Source organism: Citrobacter sp. Cpo015, assembly GCF_030333035.1.
GTDB lineage: Bacteria > Pseudomonadota > Gammaproteobacteria > Enterobacterales > Enterobacteriaceae > Citrobacter > Citrobacter portucalensis.
Map to the genome: position 1 here is coordinate 378494 of NZ_JAOWGS010000037.1, position 20417 is coordinate 398910.

18 protein-coding genes are annotated in these 20417 nt (G+C 50.0%); 14 read left to right on the forward strand and 4 right to left on the reverse strand.

The window, feature by feature from the left end; all coding sequences use genetic code 11:
• The first annotated feature begins 161 nt into the window (after positions 1–161).
• The 4 genes from OGY67_RS17550 to OGY67_RS17565 all read left to right on the forward strand — a co-directional run bounded on the left by OGY67_RS17550 (position 162) and on the right by OGY67_RS17565 (position 4119).
• Positions 162–1295, forward strand: coding sequence for a porin (locus OGY67_RS17550; protein WP_008783995.1), 1134 nt, complete (start codon positions 162–164; stop codon positions 1293–1295).
• Between the two features lie 261 nt (positions 1296–1556).
• A complete protein-coding gene (locus OGY67_RS17555; protein WP_003831083.1) occupies positions 1557–2387 on the forward strand; it encodes a MetQ/NlpA family ABC transporter substrate-binding protein in 831 nt (276 codons plus the stop codon).
• Between the two features lie 63 nt (positions 2388–2450).
• A complete protein-coding gene (gene sfbB / locus OGY67_RS17560) occupies positions 2451–3467 on the forward strand; it encodes a virulence-associated ABC transporter ATP-binding protein SfbB (RefSeq protein WP_125362866.1) in 1017 nt (338 codons plus the stop codon).
• Complete coding sequence (locus OGY67_RS17565) at positions 3460–4119, forward strand: methionine ABC transporter permease (RefSeq protein WP_003831085.1); 660 nt, start codon at positions 3460–3462, stop codon at positions 4117–4119. The genes sfbB and OGY67_RS17565 overlap by 8 nt, the downstream gene beginning before the upstream one ends.
• Here OGY67_RS17565 and mnmH read toward each other — a convergent pair whose 3' ends face one another.
• Together mnmH and allS are read right to left on the reverse strand one after the other, a co-directional pair.
• Positions 4120–5214, reverse strand: coding sequence for a tRNA 2-selenouridine(34) synthase MnmH (gene mnmH / locus OGY67_RS17570; protein WP_286574309.1), 1095 nt, complete (start codon positions 5212–5214; stop codon positions 4120–4122).
• A gap of 69 nt (positions 5215–5283) precedes the next feature.
• Entirely contained in the window at positions 5284–6210 is a 927-nt protein-coding gene (allS, locus tag OGY67_RS17575; RefSeq protein ID WP_003831088.1) for an HTH-type transcriptional activator AllS, read from the reverse strand.
• A gap of 227 nt (positions 6211–6437) precedes the next feature.
• On the opposite strand from allS, the gene allA reads away from it, so the two are divergent.
• The 10 genes from allA (at position 6438) to glxK (ending at position 18291) form a co-directional block, all read left to right on the forward strand.
• Complete coding sequence (gene allA, locus OGY67_RS17580; RefSeq protein ID WP_153753636.1) at positions 6438–6920, forward strand: ureidoglycolate lyase; 483 nt, start codon at positions 6438–6440, stop codon at positions 6918–6920.
• Between the two features lie 78 nt (positions 6921–6998).
• Positions 6999–7817, forward strand: a complete 819-nt coding sequence (gene allR / locus OGY67_RS17585) for an HTH-type transcriptional repressor AllR (RefSeq protein WP_032934542.1) — start codon at positions 6999–7001, stop codon at positions 7815–7817.
• An 84-nt stretch (positions 7818–7901) separates the two neighbouring features.
• Entirely contained in the window at positions 7902–9683 is a 1782-nt protein-coding gene (gene gcl, locus OGY67_RS17590) for a glyoxylate carboligase (protein WP_128317156.1), read from the forward strand.
• A 12-nt stretch (positions 9684–9695) separates the two neighbouring features.
• Complete coding sequence (gene hyi / locus OGY67_RS17595) at positions 9696–10472, forward strand: hydroxypyruvate isomerase (RefSeq protein ID WP_267454101.1); 777 nt, start codon at positions 9696–9698, stop codon at positions 10470–10472.
• A gap of 101 nt (positions 10473–10573) precedes the next feature.
• Entirely contained in the window at positions 10574–11452 is an 879-nt protein-coding gene (gene glxR / locus OGY67_RS17600; protein WP_137377108.1) for a 2-hydroxy-3-oxopropionate reductase, read from the forward strand.
• A 68-nt stretch (positions 11453–11520) separates the two neighbouring features.
• Positions 11521–12771 carry an MFS transporter gene (locus tag OGY67_RS17605; protein WP_153753632.1) on the forward strand — a complete coding sequence of 417 codons (1251 nt, stop codon included), beginning with the start codon at positions 11521–11523 and terminating at the stop codon, positions 12769–12771.
• Positions 12772–12868: 97 nt separating this feature from the next.
• On the forward strand, positions 12869–14329 hold the full coding sequence (locus OGY67_RS17610; protein WP_137377110.1) for an allantoin transporter: 1461 nt from the start codon (positions 12869–12871) through the stop codon (positions 14327–14329).
• A gap of 74 nt (positions 14330–14403) precedes the next feature.
• Positions 14404–15765, forward strand: coding sequence for an allantoinase AllB (gene allB, locus OGY67_RS17615; protein ID WP_286574313.1), 1362 nt, complete (start codon positions 14404–14406; stop codon positions 15763–15765).
• 58 nt (positions 15766–15823) lie between these two features.
• Positions 15824–17122, forward strand: coding sequence for a uracil/xanthine transporter (locus OGY67_RS17620; RefSeq protein ID WP_286574315.1), 1299 nt, complete (start codon positions 15824–15826; stop codon positions 17120–17122).
• A 20-nt stretch (positions 17123–17142) separates the two neighbouring features.
• Positions 17143–18291, forward strand: coding sequence for a glycerate 3-kinase (glxK, locus tag OGY67_RS17625; protein ID WP_286574467.1), 1149 nt, complete (start codon positions 17143–17145; stop codon positions 18289–18291).
• 79 nt (positions 18292–18370) lie between these two features.
• On the opposite strand, the gene allE is transcribed toward glxK, so the two are convergent.
• Together allE and allC are read right to left on the reverse strand one after the other, a co-directional pair.
• A complete protein-coding gene (gene allE / locus OGY67_RS17630; RefSeq protein WP_286574317.1) occupies positions 18371–19156 on the reverse strand; it encodes a (S)-ureidoglycine aminohydrolase in 786 nt (261 codons plus the stop codon).
• Between the two features lie 10 nt (positions 19157–19166).
• Positions 19167–20402 (reverse strand): allantoate deiminase, encoded by a 1236-nt coding sequence (allC, locus tag OGY67_RS17635; protein ID WP_286574318.1) that lies wholly within the window; start codon positions 20400–20402, stop codon positions 19167–19169.
• Positions 20403–20417: the final 15 nt, after the last annotated feature.

The following is a 20417-nucleotide window of genomic DNA, read 5'->3' on the forward strand; positions in this document are numbered from 1 at the left end:
GGTTTTAAAATCGGTGCGTCTTTTTTTCTATGTAGCACAAATTGATAACTCCTTGATATTTAACAGCACAGAACAATAAAAACCCAACAACACGAGAGTATTAATAAACGTTAATATTTGTGTGCTGAATAATTGGCAGGCTATCTATCAAGGTATAAATAATGACTATAAAAAAAACAGCGCTGGCGGTATCGATCGGCGCAGCAGTGGCATTAACGACTTTCGCTTCACAGGCGGAAATCACGGTCCTGAAACAAGATCCGCAGGCGGGCAACCCGCTGAGCCGTCTTAACTTCACCGTCGGCGGCAGTATTCGTCCGCAGTTCCAGAATATGGCCGGTGACGATGGTAAGAATGGCTACAAACGTAATGGCTTCGATGGCGGTACACGTTTCCGCTTCGCCGCTGACTACTATCTGTTTGATGATATCAGTTGGGTGAGCTACTACGAGCTGGGCGTTAACTTCCCGGCGATGTTCAACTGGGATAACCACTACGCTGACGGTGCCAACGATACCACGCGTCGTATGCTGTACACCGGTCTGAAGAGTGCAACCTGGGGTACGCTGACCTTCGGTCAACAAAACAGCATTTACTATGATGTAGTCGGTGCGAAAACGGATATCTGGGACTATGACATGATCGGTCAGGCGCCAGGTAACGGTATTAATGGCGACTATGATGGTTCCTATCGTACGCGTAAATCACTGAAGTATAAGAATACCGTTGGTGATGTGGATCTCTACGCCTCTTATCTGTTCAGTGATGATTACAACCCGAACAACGGTCTGCGCTACAAGCGTAAAGGCGGCGGCTCACTGGGTGTGGATTATCACATTACCGATGACCTGACCTGGGGTACGGCGTGGAACTACACTCGCGCGGAAATGCGTGGCAACACCAGCAAAACCTACGATCAAAACATCGTCGGTACCGCGCTGAGCTGGAAACCGGACAACTGGACCTTCTCGATGGGCGGCGGTTGGTATCAAAACTTCATGACCACCAAAAAAGTCTCTGTTAACGACTACTTTGCCGGTGACGCCTGGGGTCTGGAATACTTCGCCGGTTACACCTTCCCGGTGGGTCAATATGCGCTGAAATCCGTTCAGCCGTACTTTATGGGCGACCGTATTGAGTACGTGAATGGCCGTAACTATCTGCGTACCGACAACGGCGTGGGGATCAGCTTCCAGCTGGATTACGGTTTCCGTGTTGACTACGAACACGTCTTTACCTCCAGCACCGACAATCTGGGTGACATGAACCTGGTTCGTCTGCGTTACGACTTCTAATCGAACGCCTGCCGCCCGATACGCTTGCGCTTATCGGGCCTAAGAAAGCTGTTGTAGGCCGGATAAGGCTCTTGTGCCGACATCCGGCTTTTTCATACCTTCTTTCATTTAAAAACATACTCTGCAACATCATGAAATAATTTCAAGGACAGCAGGTTGTGATCTGTGTCATGTTAACAATCAGCCTGTTAACGGGCCAACAAGAACAACGCCGCAAGAACGGCGTGAGACATGACACCACAACGTTAAAATGGAGAGAATATGGGATTGCGTCAGAGTTTACGCGTCGCGACCGGGGCGCTGTTACTGGCCTGTGGATTACAGTTTGCTCATGCGAACAGTGACCCGCACACAATCGTGTTTGGCGTCGCGCCTGGGCCATACGGTGATATGGTGAAACAGGCCATTGCCCCCACGCTGAAAGAGAAAGGCTATAAGGTAGTGGTGCGCGAATTCAGCGATTACGTGCAGCCAAACATGGCGCTCTCCAACGGTAGCATTGATGCTAACCTGTTCCAGCATTCGCTCTATTTTGACAAATTCACCGCCGATAAAGGCCTGAAGCTGAGCAAGCTGATTGTGGTCCCGACGGCCGGGATGGGGTTTTACTCACATAAAATCAAAAGCCTGGATGAGTTGAAAAAAGGGGATGTGATCACGCTTTCCAACGATCCCACCAACCTGGCTCGCGGTCTGCGTTTCCTGCAGTCTATTGGCCTTATCACCATCAAAGACAATATTGATCCAACTAAAGCCTCCGAGCGCGATATCGCCAGCAATCCCAAAGGGCTGGTGTTTAAACCGCTGGAAGCGGCACAGCTGCCGCGTACGCTGGACGGCGTGACCGGTGCGCTGGTCAACGGTAACTTTGCCGTGGCGGCAAAAATGGATCTCGCCAGCGCCATCAAGCAGGAACACCTGGACGAAAATCTGAAAAATATCATCGCGGTACGCAGTGAAGATGCGGATAAACCGTTCGCAAAAGATATTGTTGAGGCGGTGAAATCTCCGGCGTATCGCGCGGTGATCGACGATCCGCAAAATATCTACAGCGCCTTCCAGAAACCGGAATGGATGTCGACAGCCCAATAATCGCTGCGCACAAGGGTTAACAGGGGCAGCGACGACTGCCCTTTTCGCATTTCTGAGGTGGCTATGATTGAGATTGAGAAAGTTTGCGTGGATTTTAGCGCAGGCCGTGGACCATCAACCCGAGCGGTTGATGACGTTAGCATGCGCATTGGCGCAGGTGAGATATTTGGCATTGTCGGGACCAGCGGCGCGGGGAAAAGTACGCTGCTGCGCACCCTGAACGCCTTAACGCGTCCGAGCCAGGGAAGCGTGAAGGTGAACGGCGTAGAAATTTCCGCGCTGGAAGGGGGGCATCTACGTAAAGCCCGTCAGCGTATCGGTATGATTTTTCAACATTTTAACCTGATGCATACCCGTACCGTGGCGCAAAACGTCGCCTTTAGTCTGAAGGCTGCCGGATGGGAGCGCAGTAAAATTGGTCCGCGCGTGAGCGAAATCCTGGCGCTGGTGGGGCTGTCAGACAAGGCGAACCGCTTTCCGGTTCAGCTCAGCGGTGGGCAAAAGCAGCGTGTGGGTATTGCCCGCGCGATTGCCAATCATCCGGATGTGTTGCTGTGTGATGAACCTACTTCCGCCTTAGATCTCGAAACCTCAGCCACGATTCTGGCGTTGCTTAAGCAGATCAACCAACAGTTGGGGATCACGATCGTGCTGATCACTCACGAGATGAACGTGATCAAATCGATTTGCGATCGCGTGGCGGTAATGTCCGGCGGCAAGGTGGTGGAGTCTGGTGAGGTGTTTGACGTTTTTGCTCACCCGCAGCACGCGTTCACGCAGCAGCTGGTGTCGCATACCCTCAATTTGACGCTGCCCGAGCGTCTGCGCCAGCATCTGCCTGGTCAGTTGCTAAAAATTCTGTTCATCGGCGATTCGGCGGAACAGCCGGTGTTGTCAGAAGTCGCGGTTAAATTTGGCGTGGCGGTGAACATTCTGCACGGCAAAATTGAATATATTGGCGAACGTGCGCTGGGGATTCTGGTCGTGCAACTGACCGCGCCGCATAACCCTTCAGCGGTGGAAGTCGCCGTGGAACATATTCGTCAACGTACTGCACAGGTGGAGGTGATTCGTGGATGATTTATTGCCGGATTTAACGCTGGCGTTTAATGAAACCTTCCAGATGCTGAGCATCTCTACGGTGCTGGCAATTATTGGTGGTCTGCCGCTCGGTTTTCTGATTTTCGTCACCGACCGGCATTTATTCTGGCAAAACCGTTTTGTGTATCTGCTCAGCTCCGTGCTGGTGAATATTATTCGTTCGGTACCGTTTGTGATCCTGCTGGTTCTGCTGCTGCCGCTAACCCAGTTTTTGCTCGGGAATACCATTGGCCCTATTGCGGCGTCGGTCCCGCTCTCGGTGGCGGCAATCGCTTTCTATGCCCGTCTGGTTGATAGCGCGTTACGTGAAGTCGATAAAGGCATTATTGAAGCGGCGGAAGCGTTTGGTGCCAGCCCGATGCGCATCATCTGCACCGTTCTGTTACCTGAAGCGAGCGCGGGTCTGCTGCGTGGGTTGACGATAACGCTGGTGAGTCTGATCGGTTACTCCGCGATGGCCGGGATCGTTGGCGGCGGTGGAGTCGGCGACCTGGCGATTCGCTTTGGTTATTACCGCTACGAAACCCAGGTCATGATCGTCACTGTGGTGGCGCTGATTATTTTGGTGCAGGTCGTTCAGGTGCTGGGTGACTGGCTGGCAAAACGCGCAGATAAGCGCGACAGACACTGATCACTGTGCGTTAAGCCACTCGGCAACGTCCTGCCATGTGCCGCGAAAAACGATTTTCGCGGCTTTCTTTTCCAGCTGATAACGATACATCGGGTCGTAATACTCATTGAGCAACGGCACCAGCCAGCCCATATGGGCGTCGGTGCTGCCCGTTGCCTGCTGTTCGCGCAGAGCCTCGTCGAGCAGGGTGGTCAGCTCGGCAAAACGTTGTAAACCCAGACGACGGCGGATAGCAAACAGGCCGTGGTGCAGATACTCGCTGTACTCCTGCCAGCCCTGGCTCTCGCCATAAGCGTGGGTAAAATCGTGGTGCATCTTCACGAAATACTCTTCGCGTAGTCGCTCCAGACGACGCTCAAAAGGATCGTCCACCACCGCAATTGATGCCTGGGTCATGCGCTCGCGCAGGCATTCGGGCAGATGATTAGCCCCAATCATGCGGCCTTCATCTTCCAGTACCCACAGACGTAAATCTTGACGGCTATCGGTTTTGAGCATTTCAACCGCCAGCAGGTTTTCAAAACTCGCCTGACTCAATTGAGGTTCAACGGTGCGCCCAAACGAGGAGCCGCGATGGTGCGCCAGACCTTCGAGATCCACACCGTTTGGCTGCTGTTGCACCAGTTGCGTTTTACCGTTCCCGGTACAGCCGCCAATTAAGACAATCGGCTTTTGCACTAATTCTTCAGTCAGCTGTATCACTGCCTGGCGCAGGGCTTTGTAACCGCCTTTAATCAGCGGATAGTCAATGCCGGACTCATGCAGCCACTGCTGCACAATATGTGAACGCTGACCGCCGCGCGCGCAGCATAAATAGCCCGTAGGATTTTGACGGCAGGCGTCCTGCCAGGCCCGCATTCTCTGTTGGCGGGTCTCACCCGAGACCAGTTGATGGCCGAGCGCGAGGGCGGCTTCGGGCCCCTGACGTTTATAACAGGTCCCGACGGCGGCACGTTCGTCATCGTTCATTAAGGGAAGGTTGATTGCGCCCGGCATTGCGCCCTGCTGAAATTCCACGGGGGCGCGTACATCGATTAAAGGCGTACCGGCAAGCAAAATTGCGCGGTAGTCTTGTATTGTTTGTGTGTCTTGCATAGTAAAAAACGAAACCTCAAATCATCCTGCGTACTATTTTACGCGCCAAATGAGAGGATGACTTGATTTTCAATCGCGTGCATTGTTGAAAATTGCCAAAAATCCGGCAATTTCCGGTTTTCGCTGGGTAAACAGCGTCACAATATCGTCAACTGCTTTACCTGCGCCAAACTTATGCCATGCGAGGCTTAAGGGAGAGGGGGGACGCATGGTCGGGATGATGCTACTAACCAGTTGCCCGCTATCCAGCAGCGGCTGGCAGAGCGGCTGCGGAACGAAGCCGATACCCACCCCCGCAAGATGCGCTGCAAGCTTGGTTTCCATGTCGGGGACGATTATCTCTTTTTGACCTGGAAGACGCCATGCGACCCGTTTGGTCAGGGTCCGCGCACTGTCTTCAATGTTGATAGCCGGGAAACGGCGCAGTTGCGCTTCCGTTAATGGACCGCTGATGTTTGCCAGCGGATGATCTGCCGACATGACAAATCGCCACTGAACAGAACCCAAAGGATCGAGGGTAAAGGTGTTTGCCATTGGTTCAGTGCCGGTGACGCCGATAGCCAGTGAAAATCCTTCGTACAGCAGAGAATCCCACACGCCCATATAAATCTGCCGGGAAAAGTGAAACTGAGTAAAGGGGTAGCGTGCGTTAAGCCAGGATAACAGGCGAGCGACGGCTTCAGGGCTGTACAGCAGATTGTTGACCACAATATTCACCTGGCGCTCTACTCCGTCGTTCACTTGTTGCAACTCGCTGGGCATGCTGTCCAGCCAGGCGAGCCAGTCTTTTGCCTGAGAAAGGAGATGAGAACCGGCGGCGGTTAACGTCACGCTTCGGGTGGTGCGAAAGAACAGCGCGACGCCGGTATTTTCTTCCAGAAGTTTAATACGGTAGCTGATGGTGGCTGTGGTTTTACACAAGCGGTCCGCCGCCCTGGAGAAACTTCCCGTTTCGGCGACGCCGATAAAGGTACGCAGTGTTTCCGGGTCAAACATCGTCAGCTACTCCCTCAATGATCTTCTACAAGCCTAATTTCTTGTTCTCTGATTTATAAGTATTTTTGCATAATGGCCTTGTTTAAATTGTGGTCTAAATCTAGTTTTGGAAAAATTTTCCAATTTTTGTATTGATGTTAAATCACGAAGGTTTTAGATTGCATGGTATTGAAACCGCCACGTGTTCTGACTGCGGTTCAGCGGAATTCAGTTACGAGGAAATGATGATGAAACTTGAGGTATTGCCGTTAAATCAGCACACGTTCAGCGCTTATGGCGATGTCATAGAAACTCATAAACGTGATTTTTTTCATATCAATGATGGGCTCGTTGAGCGTTATCACGACCTGGCCAATGTCGAGGTCCTGGAGCAGGATCGTACGCTCATCAGTATTAATCGCGCGCAACCAGCGGCTATGCCGATTGTTGTGCATGAACTGGAGCGCCACCCGCTAGGCACCCAGGCATTTATGCCTATGAATGGCGAAGCGTTTGTGGTGATTGTCGCGCTCGGCGAGGACAAACCCGATCTTTCCACCTTAAAAGCTTTTATCACCAATGGCCAACAGGGTGTGAATTACCACCGAAACGTCTGGCATCACCCGCTGTTCGCCTGGCAAACCGTGACCGATTTTCTGACCGTGGATCGTGGTGGTAGCGATAATTGTGATGTTGAAAGTATCCCTGCTCATGAACTCTGTTTTGCGTGACGCTATCGGCCTTCTTGCTTAATATGAACATATTGTTCATTGTTTATGCTCATATTTTGGGCCGGAGTAAATGCAGTGGTGACGGAAGTAAGACGGCGTGGCAGGCCAGGACAGGCGGAGCCGGTCGCGCAAAAGGGCGCTCAGGCGCTTGAGAGAGGCATTGCAATTTTGCAGTATCTCGAAAGAAGTGGAGGCAGTTCGTCGGTGAGCGATATTTCCGGCAGTCTGGATTTGCCGCTCTCCACGACTTTTCGCCTGTTAAAGGTTTTACAGGCTGCTGATTTTGTTTATCAGGACAGCCAATTAGGCTGGTGGCACATCGGGTTAGGCGTATTCAACGTAGGCTCCGCGTATATTCATAATCGCGATGTTCTGTCGGTAGCCGGACCGTTTATGCACCGATTAATGCTGCTGTCGGGCGAAACGGTTAATGTCGCGATTCGCAATGGTACCGAAGCGGTGTTGATTGGTCAGAAGGAGTGCAAATCGATGGTCAGAATGTGCGCACCTTTGGGTAGTCGTATGCCGCTACATGCTTCTGGTGCGGGAAAAGCACTGCTTTATCCGTTGATGGAAGAAGAGCTAATGGACATCGTCGTGAAAACGGGTTTGCAGCAATTTACGCCGACCACGTTGGTAGACTTTCCGACTCTGCTGCGCAATCTGGAACTGGCGCGCGAGAATGGCTATATCGTCGATCACGAAGAGCATGTTATTGGATTGAATTGCATCGCTTCGGCTATCTATGACGATGCAGGCAGTGTCGTCGCTGCCATCTCTATTTCGGGGCCAGCATCCAGACTGACGGAAGATCGTTTTATCAGTCAGGGGGAACTGGTACGGGATACCGCACGAGATATCAGTACGGCGCTTGGCTTAAAAGCCCCCGTAGCGTAAGTCGTAACCCGCTCAGAGGAGCGGGACTTTTTTGGATTTTTTTAAAGTTGGAAAGTTTTTCCAATAAATAGAGGTAGAAAGAAAATGGCAAAAATGAGAGCTGTTGACGCGGCAATGTATGTGCTGGAAAAAGAAGGTATCACCACCGCATTTGGGGTCCCTGGAGCCGCAATTAACCCGTTCTATTCCGCAATGCGTAAGCACGGAGGCATCCGTCACATTCTGGCTCGCCACGTTGAAGGTGCTTCCCATATGGCGGAAGGCTACACGCGTGCAACGGCAGGTAACATTGGTGTCTGCCTTGGCACTTCCGGCCCGGCAGGCACGGACATGATCACCGCACTGTATTCCGCTTCTGCCGATTCTATTCCTATTTTATGCATCACTGGCCAGGCCCCTCGCGCCCGCTTGCATAAGGAAGATTTTCAGGCTGTTGATATTGAGTCTATTGCCAAACCAGTTAGCAAAATGGCGGTAACGGTGCGTGAAGCGGCGCTGCTTCCTCGGGTTTTACAGCAGGCATTCCATGTTATGCGCTCTGGTCGTCCTGGCCCGGTGTTGATCGATTTACCTTTTGATATTCAGGTTGAAGAAATCGAATTCGATCCAGAAATGTATGAGCCTCTACCGGTGTACAAACCTGCTGCCAGCCGCAAACAGATTGAGAAAGCGCTGGAAATGCTGATTCAGTCTGAGCGTCCGGTCATCGTGGCTGGGGGTGGTGTGATTAATGCGGATGCTTGCGAACTGCTGCAACGCTTTGCTGAACTAACCAACGTACCGGTAATTCCTACGCTGATGGGCTGGGGATGTATCCCGGACGATCATGAGTTAATGGCCGGAATGGTGGGATTACAAACGGCGCATCGTTACGGAAACGCCACGTTGCTGGCTTCCGATATGGTGTTCGGTATTGGTAACCGCTTTGCTAACCGGCACACCGGCTCCGTCGCAAAATATACTGAAGGGCGCAAAATCATTCATATCGATATTGAGCCGACGCAAATTGGCCGCGTTCTTTGCCCGGATTTAGGTATCGTTTCCGACGCCAAAGCCGCGCTGACTTTGCTGATTGACGTTGCTCAGGAGATGCAGAAAGCCGGACGTTTGCCTTGCCGGAATACCTGGGTTGATGAATGCCAGCAGCGTAAGCGGACGCTACTGCGTAAAACCCACTTCGACAATGTTCCGGTTAAACCGCAGCGTGTGTATGAAGAAATGAATAAAGCCTTTGGTCGTGATGTTTGCTACGTCACCACCATCGGGTTATCGCAAATTGCCGCTGCGCAAATGCTGCATGTATTTAAAGACCGTCACTGGATCAACTGCGGTCAGGCAGGCCCTCTTGGCTGGACGCTGCCCGCGGCATTAGGGGTTTGTGTTGCTGATCCTTCGCGCAATGTCGTTGGGATTTCCGGCGATTTTGACTTCCAGTTTTTGATCGAAGAGCTGGCAGTGGGTGCGCAATTCAACATTCCTTACATCCATGTGCTGGTCAACAACGCCTACCTGGGGTTGATTCGCCAGTCGCAGCGCGCGTTTGATATGGATTACTGCGTGCAACTGGCGTTCGAAAACATCAACTCCAGCGAAGTAAACGGCTACGGTGTCGATCACGTCAAAGTGGCTGAGGGGTTAGGCTGTAAAGCCATTCGCGTATTTAAACCTGAAGAGCTTGCTCCGGCGTTTGAACAAGCCAAAGCTCTGATGGCGCAGTATCGCGTTCCGGTTGTTGTCGAAGTGATCCTTGAACGTGTGACGAATATCTCTATGGGTAGCGAACTGGATAATGTTACCGAGTTTGAAGAGATTGCAGACGGTGCTACCGATGCGCCAACCGAAACTTGTTTTATGAAATACGAATAGAGGGAGTGACAAATGTTACGTTTCTCAGCCAATCTTTCCATGCTGTTTCTGGAATACAGTTTCCTTGAGCGCTTTGATAAAGCGGCACAATCGGGCTTTCGTGGCGTAGAGTTCATGTTTCCCTACGATTACGACATTGATGTATTAAAAGAAAAGCTGCAAAGCAACCAACTGGAACATACGCTGCATAATCTTCCTGCCGGAGACTGGACTGCGGGTGAACGTGGTATCGCCTGTATTCCAGGTCGCGAAGACGAATTTCGTGACGGTGTGGCAGCGGCGGTTCGTTATGCGAAAGGACTTGGCAATAAGAAAATTAATTGCCTGGTGGGTAAAACACCTACGGGGTTTTCTGCCGAACAGATCCAGCAGACGCTGGTGGAAAACCTGCGCTATGCGGCAAATATGTTAGCAAAAGAAGATATTTTATTGCTGATTGAGCCGATCAACCATTTTGATATACCGGGTTTCCATCTTACCGGAACTCATCAGGCTCTGGCGTTAATTGACAGCGTCGGCTGCAATAATATCAAGATTCAGTATGATATTTATCACATGCAGCGCATGGAGGGAGAGTTAACCCAAACTATGACCACATGGGCAAATAAAATAGGTCATTTGCAAATTGCAGATAACCCTCGTCGCGGAGAACCAGGGACCGGGGAAATTAATTATGACTTTATTTTTAAGTTTATCGATAAATCAGGTTATGACGGCTGGGTTGGTTGTGAATATAAACCGCTGACCACCACCGAAGCGGGATTAACGTGGATTAATCAATATCGATAATTTGTAAGGAATTTCAGGCATCGCTATTTTTTTCCACTTTGTTGGAAGGGGGTTGTGTTGCCTGAATTCGGGAAAACCGGCAGATATATAAGAGGTTAAAAATGAAACTGGGATTTATTGGCCTGGGTATTATGGGATCGCCAATGGCGATTAATCTGGCTCGCGCCGGACATCAGCTACATGTGACGACCATTGGTCCAGTAGCGGAAGAACTGCTGTCATTAGGCGCGGTAAATGTTGAAAATGCACGTCAGGTAACTGATTTTGCAGATATTATCTTCATAATGGTTCCGGACACGCCGCAGGTCGAAGAAGTGCTTTTTGGCGAGCACGGCTGCGCTAAAACCTCATTGCAGGGAAAAACAATTGTCGATATGAGTTCTATTTCTCCTATCGAAACCAAACGTTTTGCTAAGCAGGTTAATGAACTGGGCGGTGACTATCTGGATGCGCCAGTCTCTGGTGGGGAAATTGGCGCTCGCGAAGGTACCTTATCTATTATGGTTGGCGGTGAGCCAGAGGTATTTGAACGGGTCAAACCGCTGTTTGATATTCTGGGTAAGAATATCACTCTGGTAGGTGGTAATGGTGATGGCCAAACCTGCAAAGTGGCTAACCAAATTATCGTTGCCTTAAATATTGAAGCTGTTTCTGAAGCGCTGGTATTTGCCTCAAAAGCGGGGGCAGATCCGGTTCGCGTGCGCCAGGCCCTAATGGGTGGGTTTGCCTCTTCTCGTATTCTGGAAGTTCATGGTGAGCGCATGATTAAACGCACCTTTGACCCCGGCTTCAAAATCGCACTGCATCAAAAAGATCTCAATCTGGCATTGCAAAGTGCAAAGGCGCTTTCACTGAATTTACCTAATACGGCAACCTGTCAGGAATTATTTAACACCTGTGCAGCGAATGGTGGTAGCCAGTTGGATCACTCGGCAATGGTTCAGGCTCTGGAATTAATGGCAAACCACAAATTGTCATGATCGTTAGTATCGCTGTGATCTTTGCAGCGATACATTTTAATAAGGCACACTTTGGAAAGGTGCATGTCATGAGTGAAAAGAATAAATCCGGTATTGAATACTGGAAGAAGATCGTCGTCGTAATGAGTCTGGGTTGGGTTGCGATATGGATTTATCGCACCGTATTGACTCCAATTTATCCTGAGATTCAGGCATCCCTGGGTAATGTCAGCAATGCTGAAATTGGCGCCATTGCCAGCTTTTATTTCTTCGCCTATTGCAGCATGCAGATTCCCTGCGGAATTTTGGTCGATAAGCTCGGCCAGAAAATTATGCTGATGTGTGGGTTTACGCTCTTTATTATTGGCACGCTTTGTATCGCGAAAGCCACAGGACTGGCGATGATCTATGCTGGTTCGCTGATGGCTGGAGCGGGCTGTGCCTCTTTCTTTAGTTCAGCGTATTCACTTTCTTCGGCAAATGTCCCGCAGGCTCGTCGTGCACTGGCAAACGCTATTATTAATAGCGGCTCAGCGATTGGGATGGGGATAGGTTTAATTGGTTCCAGCGTGCTGGTAAAAAGCATGAGTATGGCCTGGCAAAACGTTCTGTTCCTTGTTGCCGCTGTGCTGGTTGTGATGCTGTGCGTGTTTACATTGGTTATCCGTGGCAAGGCAAAAAGCGAAACCACTGCGTCAGATCAGAAAGCGCAGACGGTAACGACGACTGAAGAGAAGAATCCGCCGCTGTTTTCGGGTCTGTTGTGCAGCGTGTACTTCCTCTATTTCTGCACTTGCTATGGTTATTACCTGATCGTGACCTGGCTTCCGTCTTATCTGCAAACTGAAAGAGGGTTTGACGGTGGTGCAATTGGAGTGGCCTCGGCGCTGGTTGCTGTAGTGGGTGTCCCTGGCGCATTGTTCTTTAGCCATCTGTCCGATAAGTTTCGCAACAGCAAAGTCAAAGTTATTCTTGGACTGGAAATTATGGCCGCAGCCATGCTGGTATTTACAGTGTTATCACCAAATACCACGATGCTGATGGTCAGCCTGACTCTGTACGGTTTACTCGGCAAAATGGCAGTGGATCCGATTCTGATCTCCTTTGTCTCTGAGCAGGCATCGTCGAAAACGCTGGGCAGAGCATTCAGCCTGTTTAACTTTTTTGGTATGAGTTCAGCGGTTATCGCACCAACATTAACCGGATTTATTTCTGATTTAACGGGCTCAAAAGAGATAAGCTTTGTCATCTCCGCTTGTCTGGTTGTTACCGGAACGCTTATTTTTGCTGGCGTTGCGCTATATAAAAAGAAAGCAACACCTATTATTGCTTCAGCTTAAAATATAATAAAAATTAGTTGTATTATTTTCTTTATTGTTTTTGTTCCGCATAGCTAAACCCATTACAACGTTATCCGATACGTGACAAGAGGGATTTATGGAACATCAAAGAGATCTATACCAACAACGTGGTTATAGTGACGACTTATTACCAAAAACGGCAGCACAAAGAAACTGGAAAACATTCAACTATTTTACTTTATGGATGGGTTCTGTGCATAACGTACCTAATTACGTTATGGTTGGAGGGTTCTTTATTCTTGGGCTTTCCACATTCAGTATTATGCTGGCTATTATTATTAGTGCATTGTTTATTGCGTTAGTCATGGTAATGAACGGTGCCGCCGGAAGCAAATACGGCGTACCTTTTGCAATGATTCTCCGTGGATCGTATGGTGTACGCGGAGCGCTCTTCCCGGGACTGTTGAGAGGGGGGATTGCCGCAATTATGTGGTTCGGACTGCAATGCTATGCCGGATCGCTGGCATTTCTAATTCTGATTGGCAAAATATGGCCAGGTTTTTTAACGTTGGGTGGTGACTTTACATTACTAGGGTTATCTCTGCCGGGGTTAATCACATTTCTTATTTTTTGGCTTATCAACGTCGGTATTGGTTTTGGTGGTGGTAAAGTATTAAATAAATTCACCGCAATCCTCAATCCCTGTATTTATATTGTATTTGGCGGGATGGCCATTTGGGCGATATCGTTGGTAGGGATTGGACCGATTCTCGACTACATTCCCAGTGGGGTGCAAAAAGCGGGGAACAGCGGATTCTTGTTCCTTGTCGTCATCAACGCAGTCGTTGCTGTATGGGCTGCTCCGGCGGTAAGTGCATCCGACTTCACGCAAAACGCCCATTCATTCCGTGAACAGGCGTTGGGTCAAACACTAGGACTTATAGTCGCATATGTATTATTTGCTGTTGCCAGCGTGTGCATTATCGCCGGTGCTAGTATTCATTACGGAATGGATACCTGGAATGTGCTGGATATCGTACAGCGTTGGGACAGTCTGTTCGCCTCATTCTTCGCGGTACTGGTTATTCTGATGACAACTATCTCAACAAACGCTACGGGTAATATTATCCCGGCAGGTTATCAGATTGCCGCTATTGCACCGACTAAATTAACGTATAAAAACGGTGTATTGATCGCCAGTATTATTAGTTTGCTAATTTGTCCGTGGAAGTTAATGGAGAATCAGAACAGTATTTATCTGTTTCTCGATATCATTGGTGGGATGCTTGGCCCTGTTATTGGAGTTATGTTAGCTCACTACTTTGTGGTTATGCGTGGCCAAATCAATCTTGATGAATTATATACCGCGAGCGGTGATTACCAATATTATGATAACGGGTTTAACCTGACAGCATTTTCCGTAACGTTAGTTGCCGTAATTCTTTCACTGGGTGGCAAGTTTATTCCATTCCTTGAGCCTTTATCGCGAGTGTCGTGGTTTGTTGGGGTTATTGTCGCTTTCGTGGCATATGCCTTACTGAAAAAAAGAACGGGTGCGCAGCCAGCCGGCGTACAAAAAGTTACAGGCCAGATGTGATGTAATCAGTAAGCGCATTTTATTAAAAGTGCGTTATTTATAAAAACTATCTGTATCCATACAAGGAGTTTGTTATGTCTTTTGATTTAATTATTAAGAACGGTACTGTTATTTTAGAAAATGAAGCTCGTATTGTTGATATTGCCGTACAGGCAGGAAAAATCGCCGCCATTGGCGAGAACCTGGGGGAGGCAAAGCAGGTCATGGATGCGACGGGTCTGGTGGTTTCACCGGGCATGGTTGATGCGCATACCCATATCTCTGAGCCGGGCCGTACGCACTGGGAAGGCTATGAGACCGGAACGCGTGCCGCGGCAAAAGGCGGTATCACCACGATGATCGAAATGCCTCTCAACCAAATGCCAGCGACGGTGGATCGTGAAACCATTGAACTGAAATTTGATGCGGCAAAAGGCAAGTTGACCATCGATGCTGCGCAGCTTGGCGGTCTGGTCTCTTATAACCTCGATCGCTTACACGAGCTGGATGAGGTCGGTGTTGTCGGCTTCAAATGCTTTGTTGCCACCTGCGGTGACCGCGGTATCGATAATGATTTCCGTGATGTTAACGACTGGCAGTTCTACAAAGGCGCGCAGAAGCTGGCTGAAATGGGACAGACGGTACTGGTGCATTGCGAAAATGCGCTCATCTGCGATGAGCTTGGCGAGGAAGCTAAACGCGAAGGCCGCGTGACGGCGCATGATTATGTGGCCTCACGTCCGGTATTTACCGAGGTGGAAGCTATTCGTCGCGTGTTGTATCTGGCAAAAGTCGCCGGTTGTCGCTTGCACGTTTGCCACATTAGTAGCCCGGAAGGTGTGGAAGAAGTGACCCGCGCTCGTCAGGAAGGTCAGGATGTGACCTGCGAATCTTGTCCACATTATTTCGTGCTGGATACCGATCAGTTTGAAGAGATTGGCACCCTGGCAAAATGCTCTCCGCCGATCCGCGATCTGCAGAACCAGCAAGGTATGTGGGAAAAATTGTTTAACGGTGAGATTGACTGCCTGGTATCCGACCACTCTCCATGTCCTCCAGAAATGAAGGGCGGAAATATCATGCAGGCGTGGGGCGGTATTGCCGGACTGCAAAGCTGCATGGACGTTATGTTTGATGAAGCCGTGCAAAAACGCGGTATGTCACTGCCGCTGTTTGCAAAATTGATGGCAACCAATGCTGCAGATATTTTTGGTCTGAAGCAGAAAGGACGTATCGCCCCGGGTAAAGATGCTGACTTCGTCTTTATTCAGCCGGACAGCAAATACGTTCTGAAAAATGAAGATCTGGAATATCGCCATAAAGTCAGCCCGTATGTTGGCCGTACAATTGGCGCGCGCATTACGAAAACCATTCTGCGTGGTGATGTTATTTATGACATCGAGCAGGGTTTCCCTGTATCGCCAAAAGGTCAATTTATCCTTAAACATCAACAATAATGTGATGTGAATTAATGCCCGTCATGCTGGCGGGCATTCTCTATTTTAAGGTATGAATATGCTTCCTGTTATTAACCGCGAAAGTTTGTTATCCGGCTTTCAGTGGTTTTTCTTTATTTTTTGTAATACGGTCGTGGTCCCGCCAACGCTGGTTTCTGCTTTTCATCTCTCCGAGAACAATCTGCTAATGCTTACGCAGTACGCTTTTTTAACGACGTCGCTGGCCTGTCTTGCCCAGGTAATTTGTGGCCATCGCCGTGCCATTATGGAAGGGCCAACCGGTTTATGGTGGGGAACCATTCTGACGATTACCCTGGCTGAGGCGTCACGAGGAACCCCGCTCAATGATATCGCCACCAGTCTGGCCGTTGGAATTGTGATTTCCGCTGTTCTGACGATGATTATCGGCTTTAGTGGCTTAGGGCATCGATTAGCCCGGCTTTTTACCCCGACGGTTATGGTCTTTTTTATGCTGTTGCTCGGCGCGCAGCTGACCACCATCTTTTTTAAAGGCATGCTGGGTTTACCCTTTGGCATTGCTGATACCAGCGTCAAAATTCAACTGGCTCCCTTTAGCCTGGCAGTTGCCGTGATGTGCTTCATCCTTGCGATGATCATCTTTTTACCGCAGCGGATCTCACGCTATGCCCTGTTGGTGGGCGCAGTAGTAGGGTGGGGGCTTTGGCGATTGTGTTTTCCATCGACATCCCTGCCGTCCGGCGAATTAAGCTGGCAGTGGTTCCCGTTAGGCAGCCATGGCAGACTGTTACCGGGCATTATTCTGACGGCGGTTATCACCGGCTTGGTGAATATCAGTAATACCTATGGTGCGGTGCGCGGCACAGATGTTTTTTATGCGCAACAAGGCTCCAGCAGCTCGCGTTATCGTCGCAGTTTTATCATTTCCGGCTTTATGACGCTGGTGACAGTACCCTTTGCGGTGATTCCATTTTCACCTTTCGTCTCTTCTATCGGCCTGTTAACACAAACTGGCGACAGCTCGCGAAAATCATTTATTTGCGGCAGCGTATTATGTTTATTCGTGGCGATAGTGACGCCGCTAACCCGCTTATTTTGCGCCATTCCGCTGGCGATCAGCAGCGCCGTGATGCTGGTTTCTTATCTTCCGTTGCTTTATTCCGGTCTGGTATTTAGCCAGCAAATCACATTTACCGCACGAAATATTTATCGACTGGCGCTCCCGCTGTTTGTCGGCATTTTTTTGATGGGGCTGCCTCCGGTTTATTTACAAGATCTTCCGCTGACTATTCGGCCATTACTGAGCAATGGCTTGCTGGTGGGGATTTTACTGGCAGTGCTTATGGAAAATCTCATTCCATGGGAACGCATTAAATAACACGATGAAAAGGATTGATGATGAAAATTGTAATTGCGCCAGATTCATTTAAAGAGAGCTTAAGTGCCGACCAATGCTGCCAGGCAATTAAAGCCGGATTTTCAGCCATATTCCCTGATGCAGAATATATTTGTTTGCCGGTTGCTGACGGTGGAGAAGGAACCGTGGATGCAATGGTGGCGGCAACAGGGGGAAAAGTTATCTCTGTGGAAGTCTGCGGGCCGATGGGGGAAAAGGTCATGGGGTTTTATGGCCTGACTGGTGACGGAAAGACCGCAATTATTGAAATGGCGGCGGCGAGTGGGCTGATGTTGGTCGAACCGCAGGCGCGTAATCCTCTCCTGGCTTCAAGTTACGGTACCGGTGAGCTGATTCGGCATGCGCTGGATGCAGGTATTCGTCATATTATTCTTGGTATTGGCGGGAGTGCCACGGTTGATGGTGGTATGGGGATGGCTCAGGCGCTTGGCGTGCGTTTTCTTGATGCACAGGGCGTGTCATTAAATGCAGGAGGCGGTAGCTTGTCTCGTCTGGCGAGCATCGACCTGCAACAGTGCGATCCGCGACTGAAAGCATGTCGCATTGACGTTGCCTGTGATGTGGATAACCCGTTGGTTGGCCCGCGCGGCGCCGCAAGGGTATTCGGCCCGCAGAAAGGGGCAACACCTGAGATGGTTGATATACTGGAAGAAGGGTTACTCAACTATGCCCGTGTGCTGCAAACACTGACCGGTGAGAATGTTGCTCAGGTTGCGGGCGGTGGGGCAGCTGGAGGAATGGGGATTGCAGCGGTTATCTTCCTGCAGGCCAGCATGAAGCCAGGTATCGAGATTGTGCTGCAGGCAGTACAGCTGGAGCAATCCATCAAAGATGCGGCGTTGGTTATCACCGGCGAAGGGCGTATTGATTCACAAACGGTCGGCGGTAAAGCGCCCATTGGTGTAGCGTCGGTGGCCATGCAGCATAACGTTCCCGTTATTGGTATCGCTGGGGTGCTGGGGGAAGGCGTGGAGGTGGTTCACGATCACGGTATTGATGCGGTATTCAGTATTTTGCCGCGCCTCGCTCCGTTAGCCGAAGTGCTGGCTAGCGGCGAAACCAATCTCTATCACTGTGCGCGTAATATCGCCTGTGCAATGAAACTGGGCCAGGTTGTGAATCAGCGTTAAGCATAAAAAAAGCCACGGTATTAACCGTGGCAAAACCCAACATAGCTAAATAAAAAATTATCAGGCGGGCTGTACGCCGTTAGATCTCAACATCCCGGTTGCAATCTTTAGAATAGATATAGCTGAATGCTTCACCACGACCCACGCCGTATCCGGCCTGCAGGGAATAAGCGCCCATAAAGATGTAGTCGCCTTTTTTCACAGGTATCCACTGATTGTCGAGGTTATAAACCCCCTGGCCTGAGAGAATATAGGCACCATGTTCCTGTACGTGCGTTTCGATATAACCGTGGCTGGCGCCCGGCTCGAACGACAGAATGTGCATATTCATATCGAAGCCCAATTCTTTAGGCAGGAAATCCAGCAGGATCACGTCATCCATGCCTTCATAATGAATACGTTCTAACTGGTTGGCGTTACCGGAAACCAGCCACGGCGAATGACCTGCTACTGGTGTATAACGACGTTTGTATAAAAACAGCTGGCTGTCTTCTGTTTGGGCATTGCTAAAGGTGAGCAGCTTGCCAGGTGGGCAATAAAGGTATCCACCCTGAGTTAAAGCGAACGTTTTACCCTCTGCTTTTGCCTCAATTTTTCCGGAAATAACATAAACGAACGTTTCAATGCCTTCACCACCGAAACCACTCTGGTTGCCACTGTTCTGGTGCAACGTCACCAGATAATCAACAAACGATGCGCCCAGTTTTGGCGTTGACAGGATGGTAACGTCACTGTTTTCAAAACCTGGAATGATATTTTTAACCAGTCCATCGGGGGTTAAGAGGGCGAAGTTGCCGTGTTTTACAATTGCGCGGTTAGCCAGTAAATCATCGCGGTAACCCGTGACGTTATTCAGATATCCCATTGTTGACTCCTTATTTCTGCCAGGCAAGTTGATGAAGCATTAATGCCAGAGTTTTGACCCCTTCGGCAAGGTCGTTAATATTTGTTCGTTCAGCGGGGTTGTGGCTGATACCGTTAATGCTGGGCATGAAAATCATGCAGGTCGGCACACGGGGAGCGAAAATTTGCGCATCGTGGCCCGCACCACTGTGCATCACCCGGTAGTTCAGCTGTTCCTTTTCACACAGTTCGGTGAGGGTGGCGACCAGTTTTGTGTCCATCGGGACCGGCGTTTCGTCCATCCACAAATCGATATCAATGCCGATATCCATTTCATCGCAGATGGCGCGCATGTCATTTTCCAGTTGCTGAGTAAAATCACGCAGCACTTCGGCGTCGGTATGACGGCAATCGATCGTGAAAGTCGTTTTTCCTGGCACCACGTTGACGGTGTTTGGCTGCGGCTCAACTTTGCCAAAGGTTAGTACCAGAGGATCGCCATGTTTTTTGGCTTTCTCAATCGACTGGCTACAGATACGGCTGAAGGCGTAAACGGTGTCGCGACGGTAGCTCAGCGGCGTTGTCCCCGCATGGTTGGATTCGCCGTTCAGCGTTACCGTATAGCGGCGCTGCCCGACAATCGCGCTGACAACGCCGATGGACTGACCATTGCTTTCAAGCACGCACCCTTGCTCGATGTGCAATTCAACAAAGGCTTTGATGTCAGTGCGAGCGTGAAGCGGCTCGGCAGGAAGGGTAAAGCCGCAGGTGTTCATCGCATCAACAAAACGTGTGCCTTTGGCATCCTGGATGTTGCTAACGTCATCGGGATTTGCCAGCCCAAAGATGTTCTTACTGCCCCAGAAGACATACGGGAATCGACTGCCTTCTTCTTCTGCCATAGAAACTACTTCGACCGTTTTCAGCGGCGCGCCGTAGGTGGTCTTAAGCCAGTCAATCGCTAGCCACGCAGCCAGTGCGCCAAACTGGCCGTCAAGATTGCCGCCGTTGACGACGGTATCAATGTGCGAGCCACTTAAAATTACCTGTTCCGGGGATTCGCTCCCGCGCAGGCGACCGTATAAATTGCCCACTTCATCAAAACGCGTTTCCAGACCGCTGGCGTCCATCCGTTTTTTGAATTGCTGTTGTGTTTCAAGCCATTCTGGCGAGTACAGCAAGCGTGTCATCCCACCTGTAGGATCTGCGCCAAAGGAAGAGAGCCAGGGGAGGGTTTCTTCTATTGCGTGACGAAAATGGTTGATCATATGAAATTCCTGTTT

Coding starts and splice junctions, on each gene's coding strand:
- OGY67_RS17550 (WP_008783995.1), top strand. CDS start 162: ATGACTATAAAAAAAACAGCGCTGGCGGTATCGATCGGCGCAGCAGTG.
- allB (WP_286574313.1), top strand. CDS start 14,404: ATGTCTTTTGATTTAATTATTAAGAACGGTACTGTTATTTTAGAAAAT.
- allS (WP_003831088.1), bottom strand. CDS start 6,210: ATGTTTGACCCGGAAACACTGCGTACCTTTATCGGCGTCGCCGAAACG.
- gcl (WP_128317156.1), top strand. CDS start 7,902: ATGGCAAAAATGAGAGCTGTTGACGCGGCAATGTATGTGCTGGAAAAA.
- sfbB (WP_125362866.1), top strand. CDS start 2,451: ATGATTGAGATTGAGAAAGTTTGCGTGGATTTTAGCGCAGGCCGTGGA.
- OGY67_RS17610 (WP_137377110.1), top strand. CDS start 12,869: ATGGAACATCAAAGAGATCTATACCAACAACGTGGTTATAGTGACGAC.
- allE (WP_286574317.1), bottom strand. CDS start 19,156: ATGGGATATCTGAATAACGTCACGGGTTACCGCGATGATTTACTGGCT.
- OGY67_RS17605 (WP_153753632.1), top strand. CDS start 11,521: ATGAGTGAAAAGAATAAATCCGGTATTGAATACTGGAAGAAGATCGTC.
- glxR (WP_137377108.1), top strand. CDS start 10,574: ATGAAACTGGGATTTATTGGCCTGGGTATTATGGGATCGCCAATGGCG.
- allC (WP_286574318.1), bottom strand. CDS start 20,402: ATGATCAACCATTTTCGTCACGCAATAGAAGAAACCCTCCCCTGGCTC.
- hyi (WP_267454101.1), top strand. CDS start 9,696: ATGTTACGTTTCTCAGCCAATCTTTCCATGCTGTTTCTGGAATACAGT.
- mnmH (WP_286574309.1), bottom strand. CDS start 5,214: ATGCAAGACACACAAACAATACAAGACTACCGCGCAATTTTGCTTGCC.
- glxK (WP_286574467.1), top strand. CDS start 17,143: ATGAAAATTGTAATTGCGCCAGATTCATTTAAAGAGAGCTTAAGTGCC.
- OGY67_RS17620 (WP_286574315.1), top strand. CDS start 15,824: ATGCTTCCTGTTATTAACCGCGAAAGTTTGTTATCCGGCTTTCAGTGG.
- allA (WP_153753636.1), top strand. CDS start 6,438: ATGAAACTTGAGGTATTGCCGTTAAATCAGCACACGTTCAGCGCTTAT.
- OGY67_RS17555 (WP_003831083.1), top strand. CDS start 1,557: ATGGGATTGCGTCAGAGTTTACGCGTCGCGACCGGGGCGCTGTTACTG.